The sequence below is a fragment of the Vulcanisaeta distributa JCM 11217 genome, assembly GCF_001316005.1.
GTDB lineage: Archaea > Thermoproteota > Thermoprotei > Thermoproteales > Thermocladiaceae > Vulcanisaeta > Vulcanisaeta distributa_B.
The window spans coordinates 43,233-67,894 of record NZ_BBBJ01000005.1; the positions used below are offsets into that span (position 1 = coordinate 43,233).

The window sequence follows — 24,662 nt, forward strand, 5'->3', positions numbered from 1 at the left end:
TTGCATAGCCCTCAGCTTGTTCTCGCTGAATAATCTCGCGTAGTCACATAAACGCCACTAAGGCCGGTGAGTGATATAATCATCGTTATACTTTCCGACTTAGCGACTTTATCAACCTCAATAGCTAAGTTCTCCGTATATAAATACGCTATGAATGATTTGTTACTGTTAAACGGTTCTCCATTAATGATTATTTCAGCTTCTCCTTTCCTTAGCTTCTCGATCAGTTCTCTAAGCTCTGGCTTGTATGCGCTTAACCATTTCTTCCTTACTTGGCTTAATAGCTCAATCATCTCATTGCTAGTCTTTTGCTCGGCAGGCATTAGTTCTGCAATCACTTCGTTATCATTAACCATGGCAACGGCGTTAGTTAGCCAATTATTTAATGCCCTTATTGACTCGTCAAATGGCGTCGCTGAATCACTTAACAACAAGCTTTTGTGCCTCTCTACTCGGTTTAGGAACTCATTAATTAACTTCATTACCTCCTTAATGACCCTTGGGTCATCGACTGGCTCACCGCACTTAAGTCTTCTCGAGCCTTTTACCTTGACTCCCCCAGCAGATTTTTGGTTTAACAACCTCAAGAGCCATAAAGACATCTGTGGATTTAATTCCCAGCAAGACTAATAAGTTACTGCCGAACTAGTACTGAATTGGCTTAAGCAGACGATTGAAAAAGAGAACAACCAAGCTTAAGTACGAAGTCACGCACATTCTAACAAGTGATGAGACAAAATAAAGGTAAAACCCGCAACATACATGATAAGCCGCACCAAAGCCAAGGTAACGAATATTAAGCCCAAAACCCCAACGGAGAGCTCTGAACAAAGTTCCTCAACACCTAGGGAGTAAGCAGCAATATTTACCACATTACCGAAAAGTAACAAATATTATATTAGTTTAACAAATATTATATTAGTTAAAGTATATATCACTGCCATAGGTTCACCTATAAATTACTAATGAAGAAAGCAACTGGAACAATTAAGACTAATGAAACCCTAACCCTAAGCCCGGGCGAGTCAGTAATCAGTGTTTACTTCTTCACGAACGCCACCGTGTCAAGTGGTCAGGGGGATATCTACCTATACAATAGCCCAAGCACGGCAATATCCGTTGGATACAACGTAGTGCCTGCGCAGGTGGGCGTACTGAACGCCACGTATTACATAAACGGCAATTACACAGTAGTTAATGTATATGTCAATAACGTGGGAATTACGCAGTCAATGTTGAAGGGTCTCGCTGGGACAGTATATGTTAACTATAGCACGTACGTAATAACAACACTTGACATAAATATATCAAGCCCCGCAATAAAGCTTCTGCCCAGAATCACCGTATTGGCACCGCATTGGGCCTTAGTTAACGTGACCATCAACTTATTAGCACCAAAAACCTGCCCAAGCTTCTCGGTGTTTTATAACGGTGAATTCTACGTAAACAATACATACATAGGTGGCGTACTCATTCCATGTAATGGTGAGGGCGTTGCATGGAACGTGATAAATGTGACCTACACAGGTTATTACATTACTTTATCGATTACAAATACAACAATCACCACGAGGATAGGTATTGTATTCCCATCAATCAACTTGGTTTATTACCTATGGAATATGACGGGTAATGGCGAGTATGTAATCGCAAACCTAAGCATATATGGCCCGTATAAGTACGTGGTTCTTGGTAAGGAGGTAAGTAACTCAACACTGCAGGTTAAGTACTCCCTACCCATAAATAATACCGTATTAACCATAAATACCGGATTTAACAACATAACCATTCAGAGACCAACACCATCGATAGTCCTGGAATCGCCGGCGATATCCATATACCCGCAGGTAATTAACGTGGTCATTAATATCACAATGCCCTCAACACTCACTTATCAGGGTGTGTTAAGTACGTTCTTAAACGGCTCATTGTACTCATCAACAATCGTTTATTTACCACCGGGTAAGTCAACGCTCGTTAATGTATTGATTAAGCCTATGATGCCAAGCATATACGTAGTTAATGTGGAATTTGGAGTATGGTCATCAAACAACATCACGGTGGCTAATGTGGAGTTATATGGTTTAAACGTGCAGGCCAAGCCATTGGTGATCATAGGCCATGATGAGGCAGTAAATATAACGCTTAATGATTACCCGCCGATTGAATTACCCGTTAACTTAACGCTTCAGGGCTGCATTAACGAGACCATGACGGTCACGGCCAACACATCACTAAGTTTAGGATTTGATAGAGAATGCGCATTACTTATCACTGCATCAACATACGCATTAACGAGCGAGGCCATCAGTTATTGGGATTACCTAAACCTATGGATCAACAACACAGTTGGTTACTACAATGGTTATCCATTAATACTCAACGAGACAATAAGGGCATACGCCACATTCCTAAATGGCTCTGAGGTACCGTCTACAGTCCTCATTAATGGGTCATCAACATTTACGCCACAGACGCTGGGCTCATCACAATTACATTAAGCATTAATTACCTCGGCGTCACCAATGAGTCCTCATTAAATGCTACGTAATACCGCCAACATACTTCGAGGCGGAGGAGATACTTGAGGAGTCGGGTAATCCGCAATTCCTAAACACCACAATTGGCAGTGCAATAACGAGTGGTAATTGGGGGCTTAGTCAATGAAATAGTTAGTGAGTATCAGGAATCGTCAAGGCCTTACGACTCGCTCGCCCAGCTATCAAGGTATTTATTGGTGCAGGCTATTATGAATGGTGATGTTAATAAGATAGGCCTCGTAAATTTCATACTGAGGTATGAAATTCTTATATACGTTATTTTCATACTGATAATCGCATTAATAATAGTGGCTGTTTATAGGATAGTTAGGGCTGGGTCACGTAAGGCCTAACTTACCCTCCTCCCTTAAACGCCTGTCAAATATCTTCACGAGTATTACCGTAATGAGGAATAGGGATATTACCGTGGTCACCGAGTAAAGCAGTTGGTAAGTAATTGGTATGGGGAGTTCTAGGTAGCCCAGGGCAGCTTCACGCATTATTACGAATGGGTAGGCTATTGGTGAGCACTCGTTTATCATCATTATGTACTTACTCGCCTCGCTGGGTATTAACCCGCCTAATGCTGGCATTAGGAACTGCATTATGTCTGTGATAACCCAGTTGGACCTGAGCCTAATCACGAGCATTGCGTATATCGTTGATATGAAGAGGAGTTGTAGTGAGGCAAGTATTACCGATATTGCGAGGAGTAGGGGGGGGTCCTTAACATCTATGACTAAGCCAAACACGATGTAGAAGCTTATCACGAGCGCCACCAAGTCAAGTAATGTGTATATGGAGTATGCGATGCCCCCCCAACCAACCACATGAGTTAGCAGGCTATTTGTGGTGGCCATCACATTCTCGAGAACGCCCTCATAACCCTCCTCAATTATTCCATTACCAAAGCCCCCCCACAACCAGCTTGAGTATAGTGCGAAGGCATAGGCAGCCCAAAGGAATAATTGAAGAGTGAATTCGCCCAGTGTAAATACGCCGAACCCCCCCTGAGTGTTAGTATGAAGAATGCGAGCCATAGTGGTGCCGTTATTATGTTTATCATTATTGATGATGGCTTAGAAAACAGTAAGCGTAAGCCCCCCCTCCAAACTTCAATACCCAACCCCCCCCTAAATGCCCCCCCTATTCTTGAATTCCCTTTCGAGTCTCGCATACGAGGTCATCCCAAGTAGTAGGTAAATTATCGTTGCGGCGATTAGATAAGCAATTAGGGTGAGGCTTTCATGACCGATGCTCTCCAGGTACATGGAGTAGAAGGTTATGTACATGGGTAATGCATAGACGAGCTCCCTAATCCACCAGGGTAGTACGTATATTGGGTATGTAGCCCCTGACAATATTGTTAGTATTGGTGTTAGCACGTTAGTCACAGAGTCCGCGTCGTTGAGTCTCATGACTAAACCCGCTATTAATAATCCAATACCATAGAGAGGTAGTAACCCAATGAAGAGTAATAGAAGGGCTACGGCTAATCTCACAGCTCCGATCAACCCATACTCAGCGTAAAATAGTGGTAGGGAGGCTATCGTAAAGGCGCCGATATTCACCACAATCATTACGAGGGATGTGCCGAATAGGATCACGTACATGCTAGTTGGCGATGCAAGCAGGAACTCAAGCCTACCACCCCCCCTCCTCTCCTCCCATAGAAACCTAGCCCCCCCTGTCTGCATCATTATCATTGATAGCATCAAGACCTCAAACCCAATGAACTGCCTAATGAATACCCCCCCACTGGTTACCCTAACGAAGAATGACGCTATGAACGCCATACCACCAGCAATGAAGTATGGAAGAATAATCAATAACGCAAGGCCACCCGGCTCCCTACTTATTATCTTCAATTCATTCATCATCACAGCAAGCAATGCATTAACCTTACCTAACCTGTTTACCCTCATCACCAATCACCCTAACAAAGGCCTCTTCCAGGGAGGGTTCATTAATCCTAATCCTACTTATCCTCAAACCCCTTGCCTCAGCATCACTTATTACCCTACGAAGTGTCTCAGCAGGATTAACCGTCTCCTCACGTATGGTCTCCACACGACCATTAAGTTGAACCTCAACCTCAATTACGTACTTCAACCCAAGCATATCCTTTATGTCTCTTGGTGGACCCTCGATAATCATCTTACCATTATTTATTATACCAACCCTATCACAGACCTCCTCCACCTCCCAAAGGTTATGACTGGTAAAGAGTATTGCCTTACCCTCCTTTCTCAATCTCCTTACCAACTCCCTTACCTCCCTCGCCGAGATTGGGTCTAAACCAATGGTTGGTTCATCAAGGAACAGCACAGGTGGGTCATGAATCAACGCCCTGGCTATGGCAAGCCTAGCCCTCATACCAAGTGAGTACTCCTCATAGGGTCTATTCATCGCATTCTCAAGCCCAACGAGGTTCATTAACTCCCTAGCCCTCGCCTCTGCCATTGACTTACTCAACCCATAGAGCCTGCCAAAGTAGACTAGGTTTTCATACCCACTGAGCCTTGAGTAAAATCCCTTATCTGGGTAGAGAACAAGCCCTATAATACCCCTAACAACATTTGCTTCCTTAACCACGTCATGCCCATCAATTAGGGCGTACCCATCATCGGGAATTAGTAAGGTGGCGAGTATCTTAACGGTAGTCGTCTTGCCGGCGCCATTTGGACCTAGCAACCCATATACCTCACCCCCCCACCTAACCCTAAAGGAAACACCCCCCCTTAGTGCCTCAACTATGATCTTCCTCCTCCTTATAAAGCCAATACGTTCATAGCTAATGAACCTCTTCCTAAGGTTTGAGGCTACTATTGCATCATTCACACAACCCCCCCTATGTAACAACCCGAGTAATAAGGTTTTGCCGATCACCGCATTAATGAGGCTTTAATCACATGCACTGTCCAAAGGCATAAGGTTTATTAAGCCTGACATTTTTATGAGTGTCGAATGAAAATACCGTTTTGCACCTTCTGCGTTAAGACAAGGGTGTTCTGCGAAGTGCCAGTCTTTGCTCGATAGTGGAGAGTACTCCATGCTTGATGTCGATGTTAGTGACGCACTGCTGAACATAGCCACTGGAAAGATGGAAGAGATCCTGAAGAATGTTGAGTATGTGAAGTCTTACGAGGTTGGTGATTTAATAATCGTGGTGCTTAAAGGCATAAAGGCAATCCCCCGGGCAATAGTTCAGCAGATCGAGCATGACCTCGAAAGGGCATTAAATAAGAGGGTTAAGGTTGTTGAGAAGGGCGTTAATGTGAATGAGCTCGCCACGCAATTGGCTTCTCCTGCCAGGATACTCACCGTATCAACGTCCTGGCTTCCTGATGGCACCACGGAGACCGTAGTCAGAATAACAAAGAGTGAACTTAGGAGGTTACCGTTCAGACCAAGTGAGTTGGCTAAGGTTCTTAGTCAAATTAGCGGTACAAACATTAGGGTTGAGGTTACCAAGTAATCACAATTTTTAAATCCCCCCCAAAATCTACAAGTTGGTCGTGAGTTTTCCAAGGAAGACCCATTGGACTAAAGACGTAACTCCTGAACTAGACGGTAAGGAGGTGGTTTTGGCGGGCTGGGTTTGGGATATTAGGGATCTCGGCAATATAAAGTTCATACTACTAAGGGATAGGGAGGGCATAATACAATTAACAATAAAGAAGGGCGTTACACCGGAGAGTGTTTTATCGTTAACGCAGTCGTTGGGTAGGGAGGATGCGATAGTCGTTAGGGGGGGGATTGTCAAGGCGAGTAAGATAGCCAGGGCTGGGGGGGTTGAGGTCTTCCCGAGCGAGGTATACGTTGTGTCTAAGTCAAAGGCTTTACCAATAGATATATGGGGGGGCTCGGTGGAGACCGACTTAGATACGAGGTTAAAGTATAGATCGGTCGATCTTAAGAGACCAATCAACTCATTAATATTTAGGGTTGAGAGTGAGGTTGTTCGTGCAATTCGTGAGGCGCTTTATAATCGTGGATTCATCGAGGTATTTACACCAAAGATAATTGTTACGAGTACGGAGGGTGGTGCCGAGTTATTTGCCGTGCAGTACTTCGAAAGGGTTGCGTACCTGGCCCAGAGCCCGCAGTTGTATAAGGAGGAGTTAACGGCAAGCCTTGAGAGGGTATTTGAGATAGCCCCCCCTGCCTATAGGGCTGAGAAGCATAACACGAATTACCACCTCAATGAGTTTATATCAGTGGATATTGAGGAGGCCTTTGCCAATTATGTGGATGTCATGGACATTCTCGAGGACGTGATAATAAACGTCTATGATAGGGTAAATAAGGTGTTTAGTAATGAATTGGCTAAATACGGCGTAGAGATTAAGGTTCCTAAGAAACCATTTAGAAGAGTTACGTACGACGAAGCCTTAGACATACTGGGTAGGAGGGGGGGTTTAAAGATTAATTGGGGCGATGACGTACCTAAAAATGGCCTGGAGATCCTAAGTGAGGAGTTTGGCGAGCCCTTCTTCATAATACACTTCCCAACGGACTTAAGGGCATTCTACACAAAGCCCCCCCTCGACTCGGATCCAAAAATCAGTGAATCATTTGACTTAGTCATGGGCGGCCTAGAGATAGCGTCAGGTAGTAGTAGAATTCACGTTAAGGAACAGTTAATAGAGGCACTAAGAAAGAGGGGGGCTTAACCCTGAGAGTTTCGAAAGTCACCTAATGATTTATGACTATGGAATGCCACCACATGCTGGCTGGGGCATGGGACTCTACAGATTACTAATGGTATTGCTCAGGAGGGATAACATTCGTGAGGTCGTGCTTTACCCAAGGGATAGGTTCAGACTTGAGCCTTAGCTATATCACCTTCCTCTTCCCAATAATTCTAGTTATTAGGTGCGGATTGATTAATATTACATGATTTCCAAACCCCCCCATGTTTAATGATGAGGTACTTCCCTCATTTACCTGTATAGGTAGGCGATAGCTCATTAATTGCGGTCTCCTCAATACATTACTTCTACTCAATTCAACATTGAGCGATAGTATTGAAATGGCTAGTAATACCCAGGCCACCGGGTTTGTTGGTAATTGCTGTATTGGTAATGATGCTATTAATGAACTAATGGTCTCCATAGAAGACGTTAACGAGGTCTCGACAGGGCCTATCTGCCTAATTGATTCCACGTATAATATGTAGGGTATTACGTTACCAACCAATGCCAGTATTAATGGGTAATAAAGGTAATCAAGACTGAGGGTTAATGCTGAGGGATTCCGTATCATTAAGTATGAAATTAGGAGAGTACCTAGTGATTGGCCGAATACGAAGTTTGTGATATCAATATCATTAACTCTTGCAAGGACTATTGTGTATACGAGGTTCATAACCATGAGGAGTAACGCCACATATATTGAGTCGTTATAACCCTGGAACAATAGGTATAGGGCTCCGAGTAGGGTGATCGCTGATACTAGGTACCTCGCATTAACATTCCTATTATTAACATAGTCAAGGACTATTAATGGTATTATATAGCTCGAGCTCATGAGGGCTGTTAATCCACCAACACCACCTGACAGCTCAGTGTAGAGGTAAACAATTACGTAATTTATTGGCGACAACAGTAAGCCATCAATTATTGATTTCTCATCATAACCATGAAATAGCGATACTATGAGGAGCGCCACCGTGGAGAATAGGTAACTTAAGGTAATTAGTTCATTTACATGGAATAGCCTCAATGCTAAGTAAGTCATTGGGTATGAGACTCCCCCCACAGAGCCGAGGCGAGCATCGCCAATGCTAAGTACCGCTTAGCCATAGGACTCACCGTGAGTTTAGGGATTTAAGGAAGAGAGCGAAACTTTTACTGCACTTGATAATTAAAAATCTTTCTAAATCAATTTCTTAGAATTCTGTGAGTGCTTCGTTAAGTTATTTCATGAGGTTTCACCAGAATATTTAATAATGGACTACGACTGGGTCTTTAAAGAATGCATTGGTTCATTACCTACCGTCCGCCGCCTTATCAAGCGCATGTACCGGTAGTCCCCCCCTAGTCTCAACACCAAATATGAACCAAGCCAATGCGGCTAGGAAACCTACTACGTAGAGTATTAGGTTTGAGAGTAGGTATACGTAGGTATTTGCCGAGGCGAGTAGGTAGTAGATTAGGAGTACGTACATTACCCACGCAACGAATCTAACAACGCCAACCCAGGTAGCCCTATTCCTGGTTGGATATAGTTCGGGTTCTAGGAGGACCCTGACAGCCCAACCAAACTCACTAAATACCATGTTTAGGAATAATAATACATAAAATACGACTAAAGATGACGCCAAACTACTCCCGCTCATTACGCCGTATATCATGAATATGGGTATCATGGTCAATAACCCACCCAGGAATGAGATGAGGGTGAAGACCTTCCTACTCAACCTATCAATGACTAACCCAATTAACCCAGCTATTGAAGCACCCACGTTAGCCCACAATAGCACCTGAGTAGCTAACATCTCATTGCTAGAGAATGGCAGTGAGGGTAGGTAAACAATGTAGAAGGCCATTAATCCATAGGTCACTAACTGGGATATGCCGAGGAGAGATAGTACCAGTGTCCTAAACCACAACGGTGGAAACCTAATGCTCTGCCTAGGGCCTTCAGTGAGGGTGTATGATAGGCCATACTCATTGGCTATCCTTTCAGCTTCACTAACTCTGCCCTTAACGACGAGCCATCTAACTGATTCAGGCGTTATTAACCTAATGATTACCGCTACTATTAAGACGATTATCGCGGAACCAATCATGGTCCAGGTAGCGGATAACTGGGTGCCCCTCATCAACGCCAGCAATAGTATTGCCGATGCTATGGCCGCGCCTATATTATCGAAATTCGTTATTAAGACGAGCATGGAACCCCCCCTGTAATTATACGGCATTAACTCCGTAGCCGCGGCAAGTGCTGGCGGTTCCTCACCACCAACGCCTATCTCGGCTAATATGTACGATATAATGAACGGTATGAAGGCCTCAGACGCCGGTATTACATTTGATAGAAGGATTGACAACCCCATGCCTATCAACCCAATGGTATATAGACTCATTGTATAGGCGTAGATACCCCCCCTCCTACCAACGATATCCGCCAACCTACCCATAAACACATTACCAATCATTAGGGATATCGGTCCGAGAGCTACGGAGATGGGCACTAAGAACCTGGGTATGTACTTAGAGAAGTAGTAAATTGACATGACACCACTCGTGGTCACAAATCCCCATATTAAGAACGTGAGTGAGTAGCTCACAAACATAACATAGTGAATCCCCGATAATCTCAGGTTCTCGGATGCCTTCATATCAATCACTTTGTTATTATTTATCAATAACATGTTTATTTTTAAAGATTACTCGAGAGTACTAATTACTTAAGTTGGTGAGAATGTATTGTGAGGTGGTATTTATGAGAAATAGAAAGAAACAATTAAACTTACCCTATTCCTCCTCGGCCTCCTGGGGTATTTCTATGTTCAGCTTCTTAAACCAACCCATGTAATAATTCCTTATCTTATCCCTAACCTCCTCGAAATGCTTTGGTAAGTCAACTGGGTCCAGGCCCTTGGCCAGGTACTGCGAGAATCGAGCCTTATACAACGCCTCATTCTCACCCTTAAGCTTCTCCGCATACTCAGCAATGTGCTTACCGCTTATCCTATCCTCGTCAGGGAGCACATCCTCACCATGAGGTATCTCAAGACCTGCATCAAGTGCGCCCTTAAGGACTGCAAAGACGCGAGCACCCTTAGTCGGCCTATGAAGCCCAATGTCAAGTATTGCCCTCTTAACGCCCTTAAGCAACGCCTTATACCCAATTATTAAACCCACGAGGTAAGCACTTGGTGTACTCTTTAGACCACCCTTCCAACCGAAACCCACCAACTCCTTAGACGTGGCACTCACGACAACCTCATCACCCATAACCTTAGGTACAATGACCTGGGCAATTACGTACTTATTCGTCCTCCTAACAACAAGTCTAGGCAAACCGCTTTTAATCATCTCCCTACGCTTGTAATAATTAGTCTTGCCCTCCCTTCTTCTTCTGAATTTTACTTTATAGCGCCCAGTCCTTGCCATGTTCGTAAACCCAAGAAGATAATCACTTAATAAGTATTTCTAGGGTGGAGGAATGTCTTTACCGCTGTTGCTTAAGGAGGTTATTGCTAATTAGGTATGCCCTAAGCGACGCCACACTATCGAACCTACCACCCTTAACCTGAAGATAAAGCTCCCTCCAGGTCTTCGCATCAATTAAGCCCCCCCTCCTCTTAAGTGAGTTTAGGTACCTCCTCAATGCCCTAACCTTATTAACCCAAGCCTCCTTAGGATCAAGCCTAGCGTACTTACTACCCTTCCTACTACCAACGCCCCCCCTCCTCCTACCCTTCCTCCTCTTCTCATGCAATTCACGCCACCTACCCCCCCCTGCTAACACCCTTGGCATACTCAGCGTATATCAAGCCCTCCTTAATCAAAGCCCTAACATCAGCCTTAGTGGTAACCTCCTCAAGCCTATCAAGAGCCTCAGGGCTAATCCTAACCCGCGACTCACCAACACCAAGCACCTCAGCAGCCAATTTCTTAACGTCAACCATCAGTGGCTTGCTGCAAATGCGGTTTTTAAGTGTTTACTTAACGCATATATCCCCTATCTCCCATGCTTAATAGCTTTGTATGGTGTATTATCCTGTTAGTATATTTGAGACTTGATGATCAAGTAAGGAATTATTAGACCTTATTAAATCTAGGGACCAGGGACCTAGAATTAAATAGATTCAGCAATTGAGAATTATATTAAACATGATGAGTAATATAATGAATAATTATTGCCAAGTCTCAAGATAGTATTATTGAAAATTTATCGATGCTGGTCCTGATTATAGCTGGGTCTTTTCACGGCATAAGTAATATCTTGCCTACCCTATCCTCAGCCTTAAACATAGTGTCGAATGCTTCCTTAACACTGTCAAGACCCATTTTTGAGTGGATTGGTGCCTTGATCCTGCGCTTACTGATTAGGTCAAGTAGTTTAATAAGTTCGGCTCTGGTACCGCCTGTCGAGCCTATTACGGTGACCTCTCTTGAGTATAGTGACGGTAGACTAAGCGTAACATCGCCACCGGTAAGTGCGCCGGCCGTCACCCACCTACCGTAACGGGTAACCAATTGGAAGCTTAGGTTCCAGGTTGCTTGGCCAACGGCGTCAACCACTAAGTCAGCGCCAAGCCCATTACTTAACTCGTTCACTAGCGCTTGAGCCTCCTCCGGCGTTACTACGTAATCGGCGCCTAGCCCCCATTAATGCATCCTTAACCTTGCTTGCCTTACGGCTTACTGCTATGACTGTGGCACCAGCTAGTTTTGCGAACTGAACGGCATAACTACCCACGTTGCCCGTGGCCCCCCCAAATATAACGACCAATTCACCGGGCTTTACGCCGGCCCTGTCGAAGACCATGTGCCAGGCGGTTAATGCGCCAACGGGCAGTGTTGCTGCTTCGTCAAGACCGACGTTCTTTGGTACCTTTATTGCGTTAATTGCGGGCACAACTGCGTATTCCGCAAACCCACCATTAGTCACAACGCCTATTAAACCACCATTCACGCATAATTCTTCATGCCCAATTAAGCAATACCTGCAGGTACCATCAAATAGCCTGTTGTAGATCACGACCTCATCGCCAATGTTAACACCCTTAACGTTTGAGTCAACCTCCTCAATCACGCCGGCAACTCCGCACCTGGTATGTGTGGCATTGGTTTACCGCCCCTATTGATTGTGAAGTAATCCACTGGATTAACACCTGCATATTTAACACGCACTAACACCTCGTTCGGTCCAGGCCTTGGTATCTCGACATCCATCACACGTACATTCTCCATACCTGGCTTGTCGAAGATCACAGCACGCATTACGTTATTCTCAATAAACCTTAATTTAAAGCAGTATGCGGTGGTTTTCAAATTCTTGACACATGCAGTATGGCGTAAATGCCCATCATTACTGTGATTACGGCGACCGTGAGTTTAATATAGTGTTCTGGAAGTCTTCTTTGGATATCTCACCCTATTTCATTTTTAGTTAAAAATACAACGAGGCTAAGCTGCATCACAATGGTTTAACCTCGTACTTACCATTGGGGTAAACAATTGCCCGGGCCCTCCTAGTTGCCCAGCAGGAGAAGACTATGCCTATTGCGAAGGTCGCTGGGTGCCTATAGGCGTACTCAATATGTACATCAAGCGCTGTTACCCTACCGCCAGTTCCATGGGCTCCAATGCCGAGTTTGTTAATGGCGTTCAGTAGTGCATCCTCTATCTTAGCAATGTCGGGGGGGTTACTATTCCTTGAGCCAACGGGTCTAAGCACTGCCGCCTTCTTTGCGAGTTTTGCGGCAACGTCTAGGTTAGGGCCTATGCCTATCCCAACGATGACCGGTGGGCATGGCATTGGGCCGGCGTCTATAACGGCATTAAGCACCAACTCAGGTAGTCTCTCCCAGGCATTACCTGGTGGCACGACAAACGCCTTGCTGGGTAATTCTGTGCCGCCGCCCTTTGGCGTGTAGATCATCTCTAGGTAATCTCCATCGAATAGCTCAACGTCAAAGACTGGTATTCCAATCCCGGTATTATCTCCTGGGTTCTTCTCAGTTAGTGGGTCTACGGAGTTAGACCTGAGCGGTAATTCCTTAGTGACTTCCCTAACGGCCTCTGTGAGTATTGAGAATAATTTACTTCTAATGGGGAAGCCATCGCCAAGTCTTATGAAGAATGTTGGGACGCCAGTGTCCTGGCACACCGCGGCCGTGTACTTCTGAGCTAACTCAATATTTGTTAATATGGCATTTAACTGGACCTTACTCGGTTCATGAATTTCAACCTTAAGTGCATTCTTTAATGCATTAACAACGTCTTCGGCGGGGGATACGCTAGCCATCTTTACTATTGTCTTAGCCGTCTCCTTAACCACGTCCTCGAGACTCGGCATAAGTGGGCACCGCTTTACTTGTATTAAAGCTTTAATCCTATGTTTGCTTACGGAAAATACTTAGGGGAATACTTAATTATACCCCCCCAACCTGGTTGACTTAATTGGTAGGTATGGGTACGTACTACCTCAAAACACCGATATCAGACGATGACATTACTAAATTAAGGGTTGGCGACACTATATACGTAAGCGGTGTCCTTGTTAGTGCTAGGGATGCGGCTCACGTGAGAATGGTCGAGTTACTACATAGGGGGGGCGAGAAATTACCTGTGGATCTCAGGGGCGGCGTTATTTACCACGCGGGGGGGCCCGTGGCCCTTAAGCAGGGCAATACCTGGAGGATAGTGAGTATGGGACCAACGACCAGTGCTAGGATGGATGACTTCGAACCTGAGGTCATTGAGAAGCTGGGGGGGGTTAAGTTAGTGATTGGTAAGGGTGGCATGGGCGTTAAAACCACGGAGGCCATGAAGAGGTATAAGGCGGCTTACGCAATATTCACCGGCGGCGCCGGGGGGGTTCTTGCGGCGCAGGCGATAAAGAGGGTTATTGATGTGTACTGGCTTGACCTGGGGATTGCCGAGGCCATGTGGTTCTTGAGGTTGAGAATTTTGGCCCATTAACCGTGATAATTGATTCATATGGTAATAATTATTATGAGGACTTGAGGAAGAACGTTAGGAGTAAAGTACCCGATCTGAGTAAGGAGGTCGTTGATACAATAAAGAGTTTAATCAAGATATAGGCGGGCATTGTTACGGTGCAGACTTAAATTTACTTAATTATACTCCTAACAATGTCGTGCTCTGTGATTATACCCATTAACCTGCCGGTCTCAACGATCGGTAACGAACCAATATTATTCCTCCTCATTAACCTAACTGCGTCGAGTAACGAAGCTGCGCTATCGATTGTTACTGGATTATGACTCATCAACTTTGATACGGCAATACCAAGGTCAACTTGACCCCCCCTCAATTTATAGTACCTAACCACATACCTCAGTATGTCCTTAACCGTCATGATCCCAAGCAGCTTGTCCTGGTCCGTAATTAATAAATGCCTAATGCCATGCTTAATCATAACCTCCATGGCGGAGGTTAATGATTCATCCTCATTAATCCTTACTGGATTCCTATTAGCAATCTCATGAACCCTGTACCTAGTGAATGATTGTTCAGGCATTTTGTTGATTAAATCACGCTCAGTGATTATACCGACTAATTCGTTGCCTTTAAGCACGAGTGCGTGGTCAACACCATTATCGAGCATTTTCTTAATCACTGTCATGGCATCGTCGCTGTACGACACCATTAAGAACCTCTCACTGCCATACCTAGCTACGGGCTCCCTCAGGGCATTAATACCATTGTTAATAATTCCATTGATTATGCCTAATGCCGTTAATACGAACCTCACAGAACCACCCTCAGTAATTGGTAGGTGCCTAAAGCCGTGATCAACCATTAATTGAGCGGCAGTTAGTAATTCCTGGTTAGGGCTTACCGTAAATACGTTGCTAGTCATTAACTCCTGCGCATTCATTAGTAAAGGAGTGGTGCCTCCCCCCCAGTTAAGCATTTCCAATCATTAAACCTTAAGTTAACCCAGAAGGCTTATTTTAAGGTCATTAAGAGCATGGTTAATGCAGGCAATAACCATAAACATACTCGGTCCCGTAACATTGCCGGATTTCCCCAGGGAATTCCACGACACAATGACCAAGTTCGGTGTCTTCCGCGCCTTTATTGCTGGTTCGTGGATAGACTTCGGTAACTACATGCCGGTTAAGTCACCAATAAATGGTGAGGTGATAGCACAGGTAAATAAGTTAGGCGCAGAGCACGTTAATTCAGCCATAGAGAGGCTTCACTATTCATGGCCGTCACTCAAGGCAATACCGGCGCATAAGCGTGCTGACATGCTAATAAAGGTGGCGGACTTCATCCAGGAGTATAGGCAGTTGTTTAGGGATGTCCTCATAATCGAGGGTGGAAAACCCATCAGTGAGGCTGAGGGTGAGGTTGATTCAACAATAACTAGGCTCAGAATGATTCACCAGGATCTGGGCAGGCTGTTAAACGTGGGCATTCCAGGCGAGTATGGGGCGGGTACTGAGAATAAGTACGCGGTGGTTGTTAGGGAGCCCATAGGCGTAGTCGCGGCGATTGCACCATTCAACTACCCATTATTCACATCAATGGTTAAGATAGCCACGGCTCTCTTAGCCGGCGACCCCCCCGTAATATTTAAACCATCGAGTTACACACCAATAACCGGAGTGTTAATAGCTAAGGCCATTGAATACGCGGGGGGGCTCGGTAATTACTTCGCGATGGTTACAGGGCCTGGAGCAACAGTGGGTGATGCCATGGTAACGCACCCATTGGTCAGAGCCGTCACTCTGACTGGCAGTACGGAGACTGGACTTAGGGTCATGAGGATGGCCGGCTTAAAGAAGCTGCAGCTCGAACTTGGTGGTAAGGCGCCGGCAATAGTCCTTGAGGATGCCGATTTAAGAGATGCGGCTAAGAAGATAGTTATGGGTTCATTAAGGCTCTCGGGCCAGCGTTGTGATGCGATTAGCAGAGTCATTGCCATTGATAATATCGCTGACGAATTAATAGAGTACATCGTTAAGGAAGTGAGCGAGTGGGTTGTTGGTGATCCACGTGATCCAAAGGTTAGGGTTGGCCCGCTCATTGATTCAAACGCTGTTGAGAGGGTTCACTCAATGGTTGATGATACATTGATTAAGGGAGGCAAGCTAATCTACGGCGGTAGGTACTGGCTCACTTACCATGAACCCACCGTGATTGATAACGTGAGTAGAAAATCAAGGCTTGCGCTTGAGGAAACCTTCGGACCTATAATACCTATCATAAGGGTTAAGTCCGTTGATGAAGCCATCGAGACGGCTAACGAGGTCATTTACGGGCTTGACGCCGCCGTGTTCGGGCGTGACGTAGGCACACTATGGAGGGTGGCGAGGTCCCTTGAGGTTGGTGAGGTCACGATAAACGACTTCCCAAGGCATGGACTCGGCTTATTCCCGTTTGGGGGGGGAGTGAAAGATTCAGGATTCGGTAGGGAGGGCGTGGGCTTTAGTGTTGAGGATGTTACTGAGTTGAAGACTATTGTTATAACGTATGGTTAGTCAGTCCCTGACCCATCATTCATTGGTGTTCATCCGCCGCTGAAGTTTCATCATCTGCAAAACACTATAAGTGGGTGTTAAAATACATTTATTAAGGATGAGTTTAAGGGAGAGACTTGTTAAGGCGTTGATAATCGTCTCTAAGGATGGTGTTTTTACGCGTGAGTCGCTTAAGTCGGTGTCTGGGCTTGGTGATTCCATGATTGATGAGTTCATAGGCTCTCTGATTAATGATGGGGGGGTTTTAGTTAGGGTTGGTGATGGCTATAAGTCGGTCATGCCACCTCATAGGTTAATTAGGTACTTCGTGGATAGGGGGGGTGTTTATGTTGATCTTGAGTCGGTATCGAGGTACCTGCCCTGGGATGAGTTTGAGGCTTTGATTAGGCTTGTGTTTGAGGAGTGGGGGGGGATTTAGGGTTGTTAGTAGGCTTAGGGTTCCCGTGACTGGTTCTAGGTTGAGTTCGACGTAATAGCCTATAGGAGACCCTGGGTACTGCTGATAGAAGCTAAGCGTTGGAGGAGGATTTCATCATCGATACGTCAGATTGTGAATAGGCATCTTGAGAAGGTTGGGCTGGTTGCCAGAGAGCCTGAGGTTTTGATGAGTAGGATTGGTGTTAATTGGGGTGAGGCGTTGCTTATACCTGTTGTTATTACCTGGCATAGGGCATCCACGGAGTTTATTGAGGGTGTGCCAGTGGTTAGCATTTACCAGATTAACTCCTTCATTAATGGGCTTGACGGTATAATCGATAACATAAAAACATTTAGGGTATCCTGGAGCCATTTATGATATTAATGGTAATAATCGAACCAACTCAGCACTTTACTGAGTCTGCTTTCCTCTGCGCGATGTGATTTTTGCGTAGCACTCAGGGCATGCGTACACCTTGAATGTCATGCCCAATTCCTTAACTTCATAATCAACGATGTAGTACTCCCTGACCCTCCTCAGGCAGAAGAAGCAAATCACACCCTTATTACTGACTTTCCTCATTATTCTCAGACCGCTCCGTCTCCTCCTCGCTCTTAAGCATAATGGTCATGCTCATTAACTGGTCAATGTCCGAATACGTGCCCTCCATGGCGGTCTTCTCACGGTAAAGCCAGGCGCTCATCATGAGCAGTATTGTGCTTATTAAGTAAGTTATTGATGAGAACCCAACATACGCATTGACGCCAACTAATATTGATTGCGTAACTGGACCTCGCTCAGGTAGATCTGGGTTGGTATGGGTAGTGAGAATACGAGGGCCACTATAAGCATTAGGATTATTCCGAAGAATAGTGGGTCTGAAACATCAATGCTTTGATTCCTTTTAATTATTAGTAGGGTTATCGATATTATTATCCCTACGAATATGAATATTGGTGATAAATAATCAATAGTGTCTATGAATGATGAGTAGCCTTTAATTGGTATTAGTGTTAGTGAGCCATTGGTGTCGCTGATTATTAATTTCAATCCGGGCGTACGTTAACGATATCGTTGAAATTAAGCATTGCTACATTAGTTATTGGTAATGCAATCCTTATGTTAGACATTATGAGTATTATTATGCCAATGACTATGAACGTCAATATGATCTTTCTCATAATTATCGCCTAAAGGATTAATACTCTGTTTTAAGGTTTTCTCTATCAATTCCTAATTCAGTACCTACACCGCCGTATTTAATTCTACTCCTAATAACACCCTTAATATAGTAAATCAATTCGTAATCATTATTAGCCCACCTATTCACAGCATCAAGCAATGAATCAATAGGATTCTTACTAAATAATGGCTCAAGTAGCTTCCTATTGGTCTCTAAGCGCTTAATCACATTTGATGGATCTGCATAAAGTGTCAGGAAATCATAAACCCTGGCAAGTGGTATTGCTGATAGCTTAGTTGACCAATGCAGGGACAGGGGCACCCTATACATCTTAACCTTAAGCATTGTGTTACCGCCAATGATTACGTCATTACCGTATGCCTGGAATAGATCGAAGGACTTCAAGCTCCTATTCACCACCTCACCCACTAAATTAACGAAGGACTTCATGTCATCATCGCTAACCTCCCTCGATAATGACGCAACCACTTTAAAACCGTTCATGCCATCAAATATCACCGCATTATTCACTAAACCAACGTACTCAAAGACAACGCGTATCACAGTCACTATTAAGTCCATTAACTCCAACCCCCCCCTATCCAGCATCCAAACCTTCCTACCACCCTTAACATCTATTATGGCAATGTCAATACCCCCCCTCGACAACGCCGTGCCCACGGACGCCATGAAATCAATACCGCCAGCCTTAACATACCTAATCAACTCATCCTTATTATTAATTATGATCGGCAATTTACTCCCATCCTCATGCTTAGCCCTGGTCATTAATGTCGCCGAATCACCAACCTGCTTAATAATGGCGGCTCTCCTGTTTGCTAGGAAATTGATCATTAAATCGCCAACAATGTCATAATACTTAAGGGGGGGCCTAACGGATGGCTTGGGCACCATTGGCACGAGCCTCTTAGCATTGCCAATCACCCCCCCAGGCCTGTAGTAGTAAGTTAATTTACCGAGTATCCAATCCCTAATCACGGCAATGGCGGCTTCCCTAATATTTACCTTACCACCCCCCCTCAAAAGCAACCCCCCCTCCTTCTACCGACTAGTTCCAGGAGCTCCATTGGATCCTCAGAATCAACGCCATACCTATCCATAAATGCCTTGGGGTTGAACGACTTAATCCTCATTATTAACTTTACCGCCGGTAAAACAGGTCCTCAAGCTTGGAGGGGGTCTATGGCGCCCTTAATAATTAGTAAAGCCTCATCCTTAACCTCCTCAGGTGGTATAACGCCGGGCGTGTCTATGACGATGAGCATTGCTTAGCCTTGACGATCTGCTCGCCGATAGTCCAGCCAGGCACTGGGCTTGTCTCAGCGACATGCCTACCTTCAGGTAATTAATTATTGTTGACTTACCCACGTTAGGATAACCAACCACGGAGACTGACGGGAAGCCTGGGCGCATGCTGCTTAATACTGACGATAAGTTTCCTAGTGCCAAGCCTATTCTTGGCGCTTATGAACACCGTTGGGTATTCACGCTCGATGTATTCCTTCCACTCCCTAAGCACGTCAATAGGCACTAAGTCGGCCTTGTTGATTACTATTATTAACGGCTTACCTAACTTACCTAGTAACTCCTCAACCCTTTTATTCCTGGTCTCCACGGGGGGGTCCCTGGAATCAATAACCTCAAGTACTAAGTCACTCATTTCCAGGACATTCCTAACCCTCCTCCAAGCCTCGGTCTGGCTTACCCTACTCATTTATTGGACCTTATGCTTATGTAATAATGTTTAAAAATATAAAACGTACCCTAACTACGTGGCCTTTGAGAGACCAATACCGTCAAGGCTAACCCTATTAAGACTTAGAAATCAGGAGAGGCTTTATAGGAGTATTAAGAAGACGGTTGAGGATGCGAGGAATGCGACAATACAGAGAATTAGGGCAATAATACCCAAGCTCGAGAGCGCGAGGAAGAGCGTTTATGAGGAATTGGGTAAGGCATCTTTAATGCTTAAGGCCGTCATTTCGAAGATGAGCATTGAGGATTACGGAAAGTTGAGTGAGGTTGTAAAGCCGTCAGTTGATGCGGAGTTTACGGACATAATAATGGAAGGGCTTAAGTTCAGGGGGCTTGAGTTTAGGGGTGTTTCAAGTCCTAACTATGGCATATTTGCAATACCGCCGGAACTTGATAGCGCCCTGTACGGTATTTATAGCAACTTCAGGGCAATCTCGGAGATGATGAATCTGGAGAGCCTATTCTATACGTTACTGGCTAGGGTCAGGGAGTACCAGAGAATGGTGAATGCCATAGACAACGTATTGTTGCCCAGGATTGTCGAGAGTGCGAGGTTCGTTAGGCTTAAGCTTGATGAGGATGAGCGTGAGGAGTTCGTCAGGAGGATAGTGATTAATAGACTCCTTGAATCATTAGGTAGGCGTTGACTTGGTAAGTAAGGCTTAAGTACTTCATAGTGGTTTTACACGTAATGAAGACAGGAGGGATGCACCGAGCGGTGACGAAGGATTTGAACGCAGATTTACAAAATCCCTCCTCAATTCACAATAATTACTTAGTGAGACATTATGGCAATTAATATTAAGAGGGTCGCTCTGATCTACGTAATTGAGTTAATCACCTTAGTATTATTATCAATAATTGGTTTTTACGTTGGCCCATTATTCGTGAGCCAATCAGTAATTAAATCACTGCGTAACCAATTAATAAGCACAGTTGATCTAGGTCCAAACTATATCTTCCTTCATAACCTGGAAATTGATACATTAATGGCAATTCCAGTGATTGGTCCATTCTTCTTCGTGCTTGCCCTGGTAATGACAGGCTTCGTATTAGGCGTGTATGTAGCGTATGCGTTGAATTCAATACTCGGTCTTATAATATCTCTACTCATAACAATGTTCTTTCCCCCCCATGGAATAATAGAGCTTCTCGCATACGCCTTCTCCACGACTGGCTCGCTAACCTTCACAAGAGACCTCATTACCTCATTACGTGGTGGTAGGCGTATTAGCAAGAGTGATGTAACGGTATTAATAATATATTACCTAATCTCGGTGGTGCTTCTTTACATAGCGGCGAATGTTGAGTATTTCGAAATAACGGCATTGAAGGGCTTAATAAGTAGTATGATTAGTTAACCGCTTAGGCTTTGATATATGAACTTTTGGGTCATTAGGTTCTGCACGAATATTGGTAACTGAATGTTATTAATGGTATCGTCGTAGGCCCCCCCGTCATGGTATTATAACCCAGCGTGAATATTATTGGTGAGTTTATGGGAACCTCGTACGTGAGTGGTGATGGGGTTAAGAATGGTGGTACGTAGTATAGGGTGAGTACTATACCAACCTCGCCTTGGTACTTCATGACGTACTGCTCATACTTATTCACGCAGGATGTGGCATTTATGTTAATACCCATGCCATTAAGTATTGACTGCACTGAGGAAATAGTTGTTAAGTTAGCTATATTGCTTGCATTCGACCCAATTATTGAGCCAACCTTACTAAGGAAGAGTAGGGCATCATACTTATTTGTTGAGTTGAAGTATAGGCAGTAAGCCACTGATGCAACATTAAGTTCGGCGGTCGTCAATGGGGGGGATGCGGACATGGTACCCATGTATGAGTAAACATTAAACGCAATTTCATACTGAACAAGCCCCTTACTCGAAGTATTAATTATGTAATTGACGTTATTAACGGTGAAGTTCGTTGCAGGGGGGGCATGACTGGATTATAAAGTATTAACACCTTGATTGGGGGCCGTGCTAGGCCCATAAACTAGGCTATAATTACTAAAGCTGCTGTATATGAGCGATGCATTATCTAATTGAAAGTATGGCGGCCATATGACAATGCCCGATGTACCAATTGGGTATGTGATTTCTGTTACACCACTATGCAGCTTTGAAGGTGGCGCAACGATCTTTGCGAGTAGGAAGTACGTCAATACCGCGGCTAATATAATCACCAGTACGAATATTGCTGTATCTATTACCTTATTAACGTCCATCTCGATACAGTGGATACCCGGATTTATTAAGGATTACTCACGCATTAATAACGTTATAGAAATGCTTAAATTAGTGATTACCCCCCCACGAATACCCAATGACGCTACCCAGGTTGAGAGACCGAGGCCGGTACTCCATGGACCAACAGTACCAGTATGCACCTCATGCGGTAAGCCAATTAAGCCATACGAGAGAGCAACGCACTTTCTATGCCCAAACTGTGGTAAAGCCGAGATTTGGAGGTGTGAGCACTGTAGGAGGACAGGAAATCCATACAAGTGCCCAGTCTGTGGTTTTGAAGGCCCATAACATCGCAATTTAATTTATTCAATCACCCTTACCTCCTCCAATCACTGAATGGCCTTGGGAACAACTCACTAAGGCTGTGCTTAATCACCTTATCTCCATGAACAATAATCACCTCCTCAACACCGAACTCACTCATCACCTGAAGACAAGCTCCGCAGGGGGGGTATATTGGCTTGTCCAGATTTGAGGTTAGTACTATGGTCTTTATTTTCCTCTCACCGTTGGATACTGCGTTGAATATGGCGACCCTCTCTGCGCATACTGTTAGTCCAAGGGATGCGTTCTCCACATTAACTCCCCTATACACCTTACCGTCAGGCGTTATCGCCAGTGCACTCACCTTAACTCCGCTATATGGTGCGTATGAGTATTTCAACCCGTCCTTAACAAGCTCCACCCACTCCCTTGGGATCACGACTTGTAATAAGTAATAATGAATTTAAATGGTTCCCGCCTAAGTTACGTGATTGGTGATTAATATTGAAGCTAGCCATAATAGTTGGAGCAAATAACGTGAGTATTAACGTGGCCAAGGCTCTCGTGGATAGGTATGACGTAGTGATTGTTGATTCAAATGATGAGGCATGCTCAAGGGCATTTAAGATGCTTAAGTCGTCAGCACTTATTTATAGGGGGGGTGATCCAGGTAGTGAGGATGTACTTAATGAGGTTGGTATTGATAAGGCCGAGTTGTTTTTAGCCTTGTCCGATAATGACGAATTGAATTATAAGGCATGCAGCATAGCTAGGGGGGGTAAGGGAGTTCCATTGATAATCGCCAGGGTTAACAATAGGGATAACGTGGATCTATTTAGGGAATTAAATGTGGATACGATCGTCGTCGAGGACGTAGTGTCAAAGAATGTGGAGACCCTGATAATGAGTAGTATAGCTAAATCCCTATTCACCGACCCATCAATAAACCTCACATTCGCGGTGGTGAGGGTTAATACCGACTCGCAATTAATAGGTAAGCCTATTAGCGAAGTAATTGATAATTATGGCGTTGCAGTGCCGTATATAGTGACGTCAAGTGGCGTTACCAAACCAGCCAGTGACTACGTCATAGAGGGTAATGATGAGTTGGTTATCGTGGGTCCATCGGAAAACGTAAATAAATTAATAAGTGAGTTGGGTGGATAACCGTTAAGATTACTCATTACTCCTAACACTATACCTCCTGCCAAGCTCCATTGACAGTTCGAATGCCTTATTTAGTATGGAGTACCTAACATCATCGATTGTTCTCAAGTCCTTGTAAGTGCCTCGGGCCATTAACTCCACGTACTTATCCTCAATGGCCGCCACATCGACGTGAGGATCCTCAATGCCTAATTCCTCCATGTAATCCGTGAGCTCCTTACGTAAATCATCAATTAGTAACCCATCCTTGGGCACCTTAAACGGTATCCTAATCTCAATCCCCTCGGTTGGCGGTACCTTCCTAATTACGTTTTTCAACACCAATGTGTAGGGTACGTATATTAATTCATTACGTGAGCTCCTAATTATTAAGCCCATTGATGATTGCTTAATTATATAGCCCTTGATCCCCCCCATGACTTCCACGTGATCCCCGACATCCAATGAGTAATCCTTAATGAGCCTGGTTATTTTACCCGTGAAGTACTCCTCAATTATCGGCCTAGTGCCTAGTATCAGTATTACGGCGAAGACAATGAGTAGGGCACCAACGATTAAGTATTGCTGATAGACGTAGGCTATGGCCGACAATAAGGTGACTATGAGCATTATCCTAAAGATAAACTTCGCATTCTCAACATCGCCCTTCCTCGAAAGCTTAACAAAAGCCCTAACCAACTTATCGAATACATAGTCAAGAACAAAATAAATCACTACGGCAGTCACAATGACTATTATGGTAGTCCAAACCCAACTAGGGACTAAACCACCAACTCCACCACCAACACTGCCTGAACCACTTGCGGAGGCGATTATCGGCATATTGTTATTGCCCTATGATTATGAGCTATCAG

At 44.6% G+C, this 24,662-nt stretch carries 30 protein-coding genes and 4 pseudogenes; 12 read left to right on the forward strand and 22 right to left on the reverse strand.

Going from position 1 to position 24,662, the window contains the following annotated elements; genetic code table 11:
* Nucleotides 1–11: 11 nt before the first annotated feature.
* Nucleotides 12–602, reverse strand: coding sequence for a hypothetical protein (locus JCM11217_RS06155; protein WP_243678543.1), 591 nt, complete (start codon nucleotides 600–602; stop codon nucleotides 12–14).
* 363 nt (nucleotides 603–965) lie between these two features.
* Between JCM11217_RS06155 and JCM11217_RS06160 the strand changes: the two genes are divergently transcribed.
* Complete coding sequence (locus tag JCM11217_RS06160; RefSeq protein WP_054842394.1) at nucleotides 966–2,501, forward strand: hypothetical protein; 1,536 nt, start codon at nucleotides 966–968, stop codon at nucleotides 2,499–2,501.
* Between the two features lie 140 nt (nucleotides 2,502–2,641).
* The gene (locus JCM11217_RS06165) at nucleotides 2,642–2,893 is read left to right on the forward strand and encodes a hypothetical protein (RefSeq protein ID WP_054842395.1); all 252 of its coding nucleotides are present in this window, start codon (nucleotides 2,642–2,644) and stop codon (nucleotides 2,891–2,893) included.
* Here the strand turns inward: JCM11217_RS06165 and JCM11217_RS06170 are convergent.
* The 3 genes from JCM11217_RS06170 to JCM11217_RS06180 all read right to left on the reverse strand — a co-directional run bounded on the left by JCM11217_RS06170 (nucleotide 2,879) and on the right by JCM11217_RS06180 (nucleotide 5,381).
* Complete coding sequence (locus JCM11217_RS06170) at nucleotides 2,879–3,580, reverse strand: hypothetical protein (protein WP_243678544.1); 702 nt, start codon at nucleotides 3,578–3,580, stop codon at nucleotides 2,879–2,881. The genes JCM11217_RS06165 and JCM11217_RS06170 overlap by 15 nt on opposite strands.
* A 93-nt stretch (nucleotides 3,581–3,673) precedes the next feature.
* Entirely contained in the window at nucleotides 3,674–4,465 is a 792-nt protein-coding gene (locus JCM11217_RS06175) for an ABC transporter permease (protein ID WP_054842472.1), read from the reverse strand.
* Entirely contained in the window at nucleotides 4,443–5,381 is a 939-nt protein-coding gene (locus tag JCM11217_RS06180) for an ABC transporter ATP-binding protein (RefSeq protein ID WP_054842473.1), read from the reverse strand. The genes JCM11217_RS06175 and JCM11217_RS06180 overlap by 23 nt, the downstream gene beginning before the upstream one ends.
* 187 nt (nucleotides 5,382–5,568) lie before the next feature.
* On the opposite strand from JCM11217_RS06180, the gene JCM11217_RS06185 reads away from it, so the two are divergent.
* Complete coding sequence (locus JCM11217_RS06185; RefSeq protein ID WP_243678545.1) at nucleotides 5,569–6,018, forward strand: transcription elongation factor NusA; 450 nt, start codon at nucleotides 5,569–5,571, stop codon at nucleotides 6,016–6,018.
* 40 nt (nucleotides 6,019–6,058) lie between these two features.
* Nucleotides 6,059–7,379: pseudogene (aspS, locus tag JCM11217_RS06190) on the forward strand (aspartate--tRNA(Asn) ligase).
* Here aspS and JCM11217_RS06195 read toward each other — a convergent pair.
* The 8 genes and pseudogenes from JCM11217_RS06195 to JCM11217_RS06220 form a co-directional block, all read right to left on the reverse strand.
* On the reverse strand, nucleotides 7,380–8,282 hold the full coding sequence (locus JCM11217_RS06195; protein ID WP_243678546.1) for an EamA family transporter: 903 nt from the start codon (nucleotides 8,280–8,282) through the stop codon (nucleotides 7,380–7,382).
* A gap of 250 nt (nucleotides 8,283–8,532) precedes the next feature.
* Entirely contained in the window at nucleotides 8,533–9,921 is a 1,389-nt protein-coding gene (locus JCM11217_RS06200) for an MFS transporter (RefSeq protein WP_054842396.1), read from the reverse strand.
* 103 nt (nucleotides 9,922–10,024) lie between these two features.
* The gene (locus JCM11217_RS06205; RefSeq protein WP_054842397.1) at nucleotides 10,025–10,666 is read right to left on the reverse strand and encodes a 50S ribosomal protein L18; all 642 of its coding nucleotides are present in this window, start codon (nucleotides 10,664–10,666) and stop codon (nucleotides 10,025–10,027) included.
* 58 nt (nucleotides 10,667–10,724) lie between these two features.
* Nucleotides 10,725–11,184: pseudogene (locus tag JCM11217_RS06210) on the reverse strand (50S ribosomal protein L19e).
* A gap of 298 nt (nucleotides 11,185–11,482) precedes the next feature.
* Nucleotides 11,483–11,836 carry a zinc-binding dehydrogenase gene (locus tag JCM11217_RS14455; RefSeq protein ID WP_243678547.1) on the reverse strand — a complete coding sequence of 118 codons (354 nt, stop codon included), beginning with the start codon at nucleotides 11,834–11,836 and terminating at the stop codon, nucleotides 11,483–11,485.
* Entirely contained in the window at nucleotides 11,820–12,314 is a 495-nt protein-coding gene (locus JCM11217_RS14460; protein WP_243678548.1) for an alcohol dehydrogenase catalytic domain-containing protein, read from the reverse strand. The genes JCM11217_RS14455 and JCM11217_RS14460 overlap by 17 nt, the downstream gene beginning before the upstream one ends.
* Nucleotides 12,311–12,502: a hypothetical protein gene (locus JCM11217_RS14465; RefSeq protein WP_243678549.1), complete on the reverse strand. Its 192-nt coding sequence runs from the start codon at nucleotides 12,500–12,502 to the stop codon at nucleotides 12,311–12,313. Before JCM11217_RS14465 ends, JCM11217_RS14460 begins: the two co-directional genes overlap by 4 nt.
* 196 nt (nucleotides 12,503–12,698) lie before the next feature.
* Complete coding sequence (locus JCM11217_RS06220; RefSeq protein ID WP_054842398.1) at nucleotides 12,699–13,580, reverse strand: fumarate hydratase; 882 nt, start codon at nucleotides 13,578–13,580, stop codon at nucleotides 12,699–12,701.
* A 113-nt stretch (nucleotides 13,581–13,693) separates the two neighbouring features.
* Here JCM11217_RS06220 and JCM11217_RS06225 point away from each other — a divergent pair.
* A pseudogene (locus tag JCM11217_RS06225) lies at nucleotides 13,694–14,328 on the forward strand (FumA C-terminus/TtdB family hydratase beta subunit).
* Between the two features lie 29 nt (nucleotides 14,329–14,357).
* On the opposite strand, the gene JCM11217_RS06230 reads toward JCM11217_RS06225, so the two are convergent.
* Nucleotides 14,358–15,128 (reverse strand): CBS domain-containing protein, encoded by a 771-nt coding sequence (locus tag JCM11217_RS06230; RefSeq protein WP_054842474.1) that lies wholly within the window; start codon nucleotides 15,126–15,128, stop codon nucleotides 14,358–14,360.
* Nucleotides 15,129–15,228: 100 nt separating this feature from the next.
* Here JCM11217_RS06230 and JCM11217_RS06235 point away from each other — a divergent pair, with 100 nt between their 5' ends.
* The 3 genes from JCM11217_RS06235 (at nucleotide 15,229) to JCM11217_RS14475 (ending at nucleotide 17,536) form a co-directional block, all read left to right on the forward strand.
* Complete coding sequence (locus tag JCM11217_RS06235; protein WP_054842399.1) at nucleotides 15,229–16,740, forward strand: aldehyde dehydrogenase family protein; 1,512 nt, start codon at nucleotides 15,229–15,231, stop codon at nucleotides 16,738–16,740.
* A 97-nt stretch (nucleotides 16,741–16,837) separates the two neighbouring features.
* Nucleotides 16,838–17,158, forward strand: a complete 321-nt coding sequence (locus tag JCM11217_RS14470) for a hypothetical protein (protein ID WP_243678550.1) — start codon at nucleotides 16,838–16,840, stop codon at nucleotides 17,156–17,158.
* 132 nt (nucleotides 17,159–17,290) lie between these two features.
* Nucleotides 17,291–17,536 carry a hypothetical protein gene (locus tag JCM11217_RS14475; RefSeq protein ID WP_243678551.1) on the forward strand — a complete coding sequence of 82 codons (246 nt, stop codon included), beginning with the start codon at nucleotides 17,291–17,293 and terminating at the stop codon, nucleotides 17,534–17,536.
* A 33-nt stretch (nucleotides 17,537–17,569) separates the two neighbouring features.
* On the opposite strand, the gene JCM11217_RS14480 is transcribed toward JCM11217_RS14475, so the two are convergent.
* The 5 genes and pseudogenes from JCM11217_RS14480 to JCM11217_RS06255 all read right to left on the reverse strand — a co-directional run.
* Nucleotides 17,570–17,740, reverse strand: a complete 171-nt coding sequence (locus JCM11217_RS14480) for a hypothetical protein (RefSeq protein ID WP_243678552.1) — start codon at nucleotides 17,738–17,740, stop codon at nucleotides 17,570–17,572.
* The gene (locus JCM11217_RS14485) at nucleotides 17,724–17,864 is read right to left on the reverse strand and encodes a hypothetical protein (protein ID WP_243678553.1); all 141 of its coding nucleotides are present in this window, start codon (nucleotides 17,862–17,864) and stop codon (nucleotides 17,724–17,726) included. Before JCM11217_RS14485 ends, JCM11217_RS14480 begins: the two co-directional genes overlap by 17 nt.
* Before the next feature lie 62 nt (nucleotides 17,865–17,926).
* Nucleotides 17,927–18,208 carry a hypothetical protein gene (locus tag JCM11217_RS06245; RefSeq protein ID WP_054842400.1) on the reverse strand — a complete coding sequence of 94 codons (282 nt, stop codon included), beginning with the start codon at nucleotides 18,206–18,208 and terminating at the stop codon, nucleotides 17,927–17,929.
* 148 nt (nucleotides 18,209–18,356) lie between these two features.
* Nucleotides 18,357–19,256, reverse strand: coding sequence for a hypothetical protein (locus JCM11217_RS06250; RefSeq protein WP_054842475.1), 900 nt, complete (start codon nucleotides 19,254–19,256; stop codon nucleotides 18,357–18,359).
* Between the two features lie 15 nt (nucleotides 19,257–19,271).
* Nucleotides 19,272–20,076, reverse strand: a pseudogene (locus JCM11217_RS06255) (50S ribosome-binding GTPase); the annotation flags it as partial.
* Nucleotides 20,077–20,134: 58 nt separating this feature from the next.
* Here JCM11217_RS06255 and JCM11217_RS06260 point away from each other — a divergent pair.
* Together JCM11217_RS06260 and JCM11217_RS06265 are read left to right on the forward strand one after the other, a co-directional pair.
* Nucleotides 20,135–20,764: a V-type ATP synthase subunit D gene (locus tag JCM11217_RS06260; protein ID WP_054842401.1), complete on the forward strand. Its 630-nt coding sequence runs from the start codon at nucleotides 20,135–20,137 to the stop codon at nucleotides 20,762–20,764.
* 141 nt (nucleotides 20,765–20,905) lie between these two features.
* On the forward strand, nucleotides 20,906–21,478 hold the full coding sequence (locus JCM11217_RS06265) for a stage II sporulation protein M (RefSeq protein WP_054842402.1): 573 nt from the start codon (nucleotides 20,906–20,908) through the stop codon (nucleotides 21,476–21,478).
* 34 nt (nucleotides 21,479–21,512) lie between these two features.
* Here the strand turns inward: JCM11217_RS06265 and JCM11217_RS14490 are convergent, their stop codons facing one another.
* Both JCM11217_RS14490 and JCM11217_RS14495 read right to left on the reverse strand, forming a co-directional pair.
* Complete coding sequence (locus JCM11217_RS14490; protein ID WP_243678554.1) at nucleotides 21,513–21,953, reverse strand: hypothetical protein; 441 nt, start codon at nucleotides 21,951–21,953, stop codon at nucleotides 21,513–21,515.
* 123 nt (nucleotides 21,954–22,076) lie between these two features.
* Nucleotides 22,077–22,355, reverse strand: a complete 279-nt coding sequence (locus JCM11217_RS14495; protein WP_243678555.1) for a hypothetical protein — start codon at nucleotides 22,353–22,355, stop codon at nucleotides 22,077–22,079.
* 73 nt (nucleotides 22,356–22,428) lie between these two features.
* Between JCM11217_RS14495 and JCM11217_RS06275 the strand changes: the two genes are divergently transcribed.
* Entirely contained in the window at nucleotides 22,429–22,665 is a 237-nt protein-coding gene (locus JCM11217_RS06275) for a zinc finger domain-containing protein (RefSeq protein ID WP_243678556.1), read from the forward strand.
* A gap of 28 nt (nucleotides 22,666–22,693) precedes the next feature.
* Here the strand turns inward: JCM11217_RS06275 and JCM11217_RS06280 are convergent, their stop codons facing one another.
* Complete coding sequence (locus JCM11217_RS06280) at nucleotides 22,694–23,080, reverse strand: cytidine deaminase (RefSeq protein WP_054842404.1); 387 nt, start codon at nucleotides 23,078–23,080, stop codon at nucleotides 22,694–22,696.
* Nucleotides 23,081–23,145: 65 nt separating this feature from the next.
* On the opposite strand from JCM11217_RS06280, the gene JCM11217_RS06285 reads away from it, so the two are divergent.
* Nucleotides 23,146–23,808 carry a TrkA family potassium uptake protein gene (locus JCM11217_RS06285; RefSeq protein ID WP_054842405.1) on the forward strand — a complete coding sequence of 221 codons (663 nt, stop codon included), beginning with the start codon at nucleotides 23,146–23,148 and terminating at the stop codon, nucleotides 23,806–23,808.
* 9 nt (nucleotides 23,809–23,817) lie between these two features.
* Here the strand turns inward: JCM11217_RS06285 and JCM11217_RS06290 are convergent, their stop codons facing one another.
* Nucleotides 23,818–24,630: a mechanosensitive ion channel gene (locus JCM11217_RS06290; protein ID WP_054842406.1), complete on the reverse strand. Its 813-nt coding sequence runs from the start codon at nucleotides 24,628–24,630 to the stop codon at nucleotides 23,818–23,820.
* Nucleotides 24,631–24,662 lie beyond the last annotated feature (32 nt).